The sequence below is a fragment of the Azospirillum himalayense genome, from assembly GCF_042657465.1.
GTDB lineage: Bacteria > Pseudomonadota > Alphaproteobacteria > Azospirillales > Azospirillaceae > Azospirillum > Azospirillum himalayense.
In genome coordinates this window covers 171,511-177,402 of record NZ_JBHSLC010000023.1, presented here as the reverse complement: position 1 = coordinate 177,402, position 5,892 = coordinate 171,511, and the positions used below count along the sequence as shown (strand labels likewise).

General features: G+C 70.7%; 6 protein-coding genes and 1 pseudogene. 6 read left to right on the top strand and 1 reads right to left on the bottom strand.

Going from position 1 to position 5,892, the window contains the following annotated elements; all coding sequences use genetic code 11:
• Positions 1-445: pseudogene (locus ACFPMG_RS14895) on the bottom strand (DNA-binding response regulator); the annotation flags it as partial.
• 355 nt (positions 446-800) lie between these two features.
• Between ACFPMG_RS14895 and ACFPMG_RS14890 the strand changes: the two are divergent.
• The 6 genes from ACFPMG_RS14890 to ACFPMG_RS14865 form a co-directional block, all read left to right on the top strand.
• Positions 801-1,277 carry a hypothetical protein gene (locus tag ACFPMG_RS14890; RefSeq protein WP_376995873.1) on the top strand — a complete coding sequence of 159 codons (477 nt, stop codon included), beginning with the start codon at positions 801-803 and terminating at the stop codon, positions 1,275-1,277.
• A gap of 167 nt (positions 1,278-1,444) precedes the next feature.
• The gene (locus ACFPMG_RS14885) at positions 1,445-2,386 is read left to right on the top strand and encodes a DMT family transporter (RefSeq protein WP_376995872.1); all 942 of its coding nucleotides are present in this window, start codon (positions 1,445-1,447) and stop codon (positions 2,384-2,386) included.
• Between the two features lie 148 nt (positions 2,387-2,534).
• On the top strand, positions 2,535-3,467 hold the full coding sequence (locus tag ACFPMG_RS14880; RefSeq protein ID WP_376995871.1) for a sugar kinase: 933 nt from the start codon (positions 2,535-2,537) through the stop codon (positions 3,465-3,467).
• A gap of 22 nt (positions 3,468-3,489) precedes the next feature.
• Positions 3,490-4,224 (top strand): GntR family transcriptional regulator, encoded by a 735-nt coding sequence (locus ACFPMG_RS14875; RefSeq protein ID WP_376995870.1) that lies wholly within the window; start codon positions 3,490-3,492, stop codon positions 4,222-4,224.
• Positions 4,221-4,856: a bifunctional 4-hydroxy-2-oxoglutarate aldolase/2-dehydro-3-deoxy-phosphogluconate aldolase gene (eda, locus tag ACFPMG_RS14870; protein WP_376995869.1), complete on the top strand. Its 636-nt coding sequence runs from the start codon at positions 4,221-4,223 to the stop codon at positions 4,854-4,856. Before ACFPMG_RS14875 ends, eda begins: the two co-directional genes overlap by 4 nt.
• Before the next feature lie 6 nt (positions 4,857-4,862).
• The coding region (locus ACFPMG_RS14865) for a Gfo/Idh/MocA family protein (RefSeq protein WP_376995868.1) at positions 4,863-5,892 on the top strand (1,030 nt) is incomplete at its 3' end.

Genomic DNA, 5,892 nt, shown 5'->3' with positions numbered 1-5,892 from the left:
GCCGCTCGCCGCCGACCTCCGGGTCGCGCCCGTCGAGGAACACCGTCAGCCGGCCGACCCGCACCGCGTTGCTCAGCAGGCCGCGCGAGCGCCGCCGCGCTACCTCGATGCGCGCCCGCACCTCGGCGCTGACCACCGGCTTGACCAGCACGTCGTCGGCCCCGGCGTGCAGCAGCTCCACCGTCGTCGTCACGCAGCGCCGGTCGAGCAGGCAGAGGATCGCCGCCCCGACCTGATGCGCCCGCAGCGCCGCCACGCAGCGCGCCGGGTCCTCGACGCTGCCCAGGACGATGGCGTCGTAGCCGAGCCCTTCCGCACCCTGCTCCTGCAGAAGCTCCTCCAGCCCGGCCCAGTCCTGGCGGTCGTAGCGGATCTTCCCCATGCCGAGCTGACGGCCGAGCGCGTCGGCGATCAGGGGGTTCGGTTCAACCAGGACAGCGCGCATGGGATTCTCCGCAACAGGGGTTTCGACTAGAGGGCTGGAGGACAAGGCACTTAAAATTTTCCTTAATTCCGAGTGCTTTATTTTCTCACACCCTCAGGTAATAGCCTTCCTGTACCGCGAGTCAACCATTCGGCTTACCTCAAGGGATAATGTTACGGCCCGCTTTTATATGACTTTTAATATCCGTTAAGGCGTAGATTCTTGGCTGCTCTTTGCCTCGAAATTCGAAGCATTTTCCTCCCGAGTTGCCTGCAACGCCGAACCTCCGCGCACGCCATCCCGCTGGCTTGAACCGGGCTTTAACCCGGTTGTATTTGACTGGTGGCGAGAGGATGCGAACGGGGGAGAGGAACCGATGCCGACCCGCAACAGACAGGCGATTGCCGGAACCGCGCTTGCGGGTGTCCTCCTGCTGGCAGGCGGCTGTGCGATGACCAGCCCGGCGCCCGACACCGCCTACCGCCAGGCGCTGGAAGCCGCGGTTGAGGCCGGGCGGTGCGAGGGGCCGACGGTGGAGGCGCTGTGGACCGCCTACGACCGCTGGTTCGCCGTGGCGGCCAGCCTCGCCTCCTATCACCGCGGGACGGAAGCGGGTGCCCTGCTGCGGCAGGGAGAGGCGTTCCGCATCCTGGGCTGCCCCGCCGCGGCGCGCGACACCTACGAGACGCTCCTGCAACGCTTCCCCGATCCCGATTACGAGCTGGAGCGCAACGCCGCCCGCCGCGGCCTGATGGACTTGCCGATCAACCCGCCGACGCCGCTGCTGCGCCCGGCGCCCGCCGTCACCTCGGCCCTGCGCAGCCCCGCCACCGTGGACCGCGGCGACGGCTGACCCCCAGGCGCACCTTGTGGATTCGCGGGGCCGGGCCGTATGGCTGCCATGACGCTCCGCACCATTGTTCCCAGGCATGATATATCAGTAACCTGACGGTTAACCGGGCGAGAGACCCGGACCATCCTTCCGCTTGCCGTCCTCCTGCCTGGAAGCGCCCTCCGGCCATGCCCGACTGCTCCCGACCCCCGGAAGGGGTGTCCGCCGCCCAGACCATGCCCTCCCATGGCCGCGAGCGCCGCGACGATCCCGTGCGCGGCATTCTGATGGTCGTCGCCGCGGTCTTCTTCTTCTCCTGCTCCGACGCGACGGCGAAGTATCTGGCCCAGACGCTGCCCTCCATCGAAATCGGCTGGATGCGCTATGTCGGCTTCACCACGCTGCTGCTGCCGCTGATGATCCGCGGCGGCCCGCCGGTGATGAAGACCGCCAGCCCCGGCCTTCAGGTTCTGCGCGGGCTGGGCATGCTGGGCTCGGCGCTGTTCTTCATCATGGGCATGCATTACCTGCCCCTGGCCGAGGCGGCGGCGACCAGCTACGTCTCGCCGGTCTTCGTCACCGTGCTGTCGATCCTGGTGCTGGGCGAGAAGATCGGACCGCGCCGCTGGGCGGCGGTGCTGGTCGGGCTGCTCGGCGTGCTGATCGTCATCCGGCCCGGCGGGGCGGCCTTCCAGCCGGCGGCCATCTTCCCCATCCTGTCGGCGATGAGCTGGGCGACCGGCGTGGTCATCACCCGCAAGATGACCGGGCAGGAGCATCCCACCACCACCCTGATCTGGTCCGCCCTGACCGGCCTCGCCGTGCTGACCATGCTGCTGCCCTTCAACGTCACCATGCCGACCGCAACGGAGGTGGCGCTGGGCGCCCTGATCGGGCTGGTGTCCACCATGGGGCAATGGCTGATGGTGCAGGCCTACCGCTTCGGCGAGGCGTCGGTGCTGGCCCCCTGCTCCTACGTGCAGATCGTCTGGTCCACGCTGCTGGGCTTCCTGATCTTCGGCGCGCTGCCCGACCACTGGACCTTCCTCGGCACCGGAATCATCATCGCCAGCGGCCTCTACACCGCCCACCGCGAGCGGCTGCGCAAGAAGCAGCAAAACGCCGCATGACCACACCAATGGCCAGCGCCCGAAAAGCCTTGCCTCGGATATTGATATATTAGTATACTTGACCCCAGGAGGCACGGGACTAAAAACCCGTGTCGTTCGAACTCTTTAGCACAGACCGGCGGATCGGACCGCCGGACGGGGGATGGCGATGGGTGAGTCCGCACGCCGGGTTGCGGCCCTTGGCGAATGCATGATCGAACTGGTGCGCCGTCCCGACGGGACCTTCACCATGGGCTTCGGCGGCGACACCCTGAACACCGCCGTCTACATGGCGCGGCTGGGCGTCGCAACGGATTACGTTACGGCGCTGGGCGACGACGGCAACAGCGACGCCATGGTCGCCACCTGGGAAGCCGAGGGGGTCGGCACCGGCCATGTGCTGCGCGTCCCCAACCGCGTCCCCGGCCTCTACATGATCGAGACGGACGACAGCGGCGAGCGGCGCTTCCTCTACTGGCGCGATTCCGCACCGGCCCGCGACCTGTTCGTGCTGCCCGACAGCCCGGCGCTGGTCGCCGATCTGGAAAGCTACGACCTGCTCTACATGTCGGGCATCAGCCTGGCCATCTGGGGCGAGCGCGGGCGCGAGGTGCTGTTCCCCATGCTCGACCGCCTGCGCGCGCGCGGCGGCCGTGTCGCCTTCGACACCAACTGGCGCCCCCGCCTGTGGCCCGACCGTGAGACGGCGCAGCGCGCCTACGACGCGATGCTCCGGCGCACCGACATCGCCCTGCCGGGCGTCGAAGACCTGCGCGGCCTCTACGGCGACGCCGATGCCGACAGCGCCATGGCCCGCGTCCGCGGCGCCGGGGTGACGGAGATCGTGCTGAAGCTGGAGAAGCCGGGCTGCATCGTCTCCGCCCCCGGCGTCGAGGAGACCGTGCCATCGGAGAAGGTCGCCAAGGTCGTGGACACCACCGCGGCGGGCGACAGCTTCAGCGCCGGTTACCTCAGCGCCCGCCTGAAGGGCCTTGGGCCCGTGGAGGCGGCGCGCTCCGCCCACCGCATCGCCGCCGTGGTCATCCAGCACCGCGGCGCCGTCATCCCGCGCGACGCCATGGCGTCCGTGCTGGACGGCTGATCCCCTGACGGAGGGACCCTCCATGCCCCCTGGCCAGACGTCGACCGCCCCGGGAACCATGAAGCCGCCCCGCGCGTCGCAGCGCGGGACCACGGCGGCGGCGGCGATCTACCGCGATCTGCGGGCCGACATCGTGTCGCTGGCCCGCAGGCCGGGCGACCCGATCGTGGAGAAGCTGGTGGCCGAAGCCTTCGGCGTCAGCCGCACCCCGGTGCGCGAGGCCGTTCTGCGGCTGGCCGACGAGGGGCTGGTGGAGGTCTTTCCGCAGTCGGGCACCTTCGTGGCGCGCATCCCCATCGCCGCCCTGCCGGAAGCCAACCTGATCCGCAAGACGCTGGAGCAGGCGACCGTCCGCTTCGCGGCGGAACGCGCCACCCGCAGCCAGATCGCCGCCCTCCAGGCCAATCTGGAGCGGCAGCGCGAGGTGGACTCCTCGGGCTGCGCCGACGGCTTCCACCAGGCGGACGAGGCGTTCCACGCGCTGATCGCCGACATCGCCGGCTATCCCGGTTTCTGGCCGATCACCCAGCAGGTGAAGGTGCAGATCGACCGCTGCCGCCACATGACCCTTCCCTATCCCGGCCGCCTGGCGACCGTCATCGCCGAGCACGAGGCCATCGTCGCCGCCATCGCGGACCATGACCCCGACCGCGCGGTGACGGCGCTCGGCGACCACATCGACGGCCTGCTGCTGACCATCGACGACATGCGGCACGCCACCCCACTGTATTTCTCTCCTGCCGAGGCCCTGACATGACCCACCCGCGTCTTGAACCCTCCCTGTCCGGCCCGCGCATCGTCCCGGTCCTCGTCCTCGACGAGCCGGACACCGCGGTCGCCCTGGCCGAGGCGCTGGTCGCCGGCGGCCTGACCACGCTGGAGGTGACGCTGCGCACCCCCGCGGCGCTGGCCTGCGCGGAGGCCATCGCCGCCCGCGTTCCGGGCGCCCTGGTCGGCCTCGGCACGCTGATCCGGCCCGAGCAGTTCGCCCAGGCCCGCGACGCCGGCGCCCGCTTCGTCGTCAGCCCCGGCCTGACCGACCGTCTGGCGGAGGCCGCCAAGACCGCCGGCCTGCCCTATCTGCCGGGCATCGCCACGGTGGCCGAGGCGCTGATCGCCATGGAGCACGGCTTCCGCGAGCTGAAGTTCTTCCCGGCGATGCTGAACGGCGGCGCCCCGGCGCTGCGCGGCATGGCGCCGCTGATGCCGGAGATCCGCTTCTGCCCGACCGGCGGCCTCAAGGCGGAGCATGTGAAGGAGATCCTGTCGCTTCCCAACGTCTTCGCGCTTGGCGGCACTTGGCTGACTCCGGCCGACGCCATAAAGGAGCGCCGCTGGTCCGAGATCGAGCGGCTGGCCCGCGAGGCCTCCGCCCTGGCCCAGGGCTGATTGACGATGGCGGGGCGGCGCCGCGTCGGCGTGATCGGGTTGGGCATGGCGGCGACGCCGCACGCCCAGAGCCTGCTGGATCTGGCGGACCGCGTCGAGGTGGCGGGCTGCTTCAGCCCGTCGGCCGACCGCCGGGCCGCCTTCGCGGCGCGCTTCGGCCTGCCGGCGGTGGACCGGGCGGAGGCGATCCTCGACGATCCCACCGTCTCCGCCGTCCTGCTGCTGACCCCGCCGGACACCCACGCCGACCTCGTCGCCCGCTGCGCCGCTGCCGGCAAGCACGTCCTGCTGGAAAAGCCGCTCGACGCCACCCCCGCCGGCTGCCGCGCCGTGGTGGAGAGCATGGAGCGCGCCGGGCTGACGCTCGGCGTCATGCTCCAGCACCGCTTCCGCGCCGCCGCCGAACGGCTGGCGGAACTGCTGCGCACCGGCACGCTGGGTCGCCCGCTGTCGGCCTCCGTCGTGGTGCGCTGGTGGCGCGACGACGCCTATTACGCCCAGCCGGGGCGCGGCATGAAGGCACGCGACGGCGGCGGCGTGCTGCTCACCCAGGCCATCCACACGCTGGACCTCTATGTCAGCCTGCTCGGCCTGCCGCGCGAGGTGGCGGCCTTCGCCAACACCAGCGGCCTGCGCCCCATCGACACCGAGGACGTGGTGTGCGCCGCCCTGCGCTACGACGGCGGGCTGCTCGCCACGGTGGACGCCACCACCGCGGCCTATCCCGGCTATCCGGAGCGCATCGAGATTGCCGGAACCGCCGGCTCCGCCCTGCTGACCGGCGATCGGCTGGAGGTGCAGCTGCGCTCCGGCGGGACGGTCCAGGCCGGGGAGACGGCGGGCACGCTGGGCGGCGGGGCCGACCCCATGGCCTTCTCCAACGCCCACCACCGCGCCGTCCTGGCCGACTTCCTCGACGCGCTCGACCATGGCACCCAGCCGCGCGTCTCCGGGCGGGAGGCGCTGAAGGTCCACCGGCTGATCGAAGCGATCCTCCAGGCGTCCGAAAGCGGCGCCGTCACGGCGGTTCCGGAAG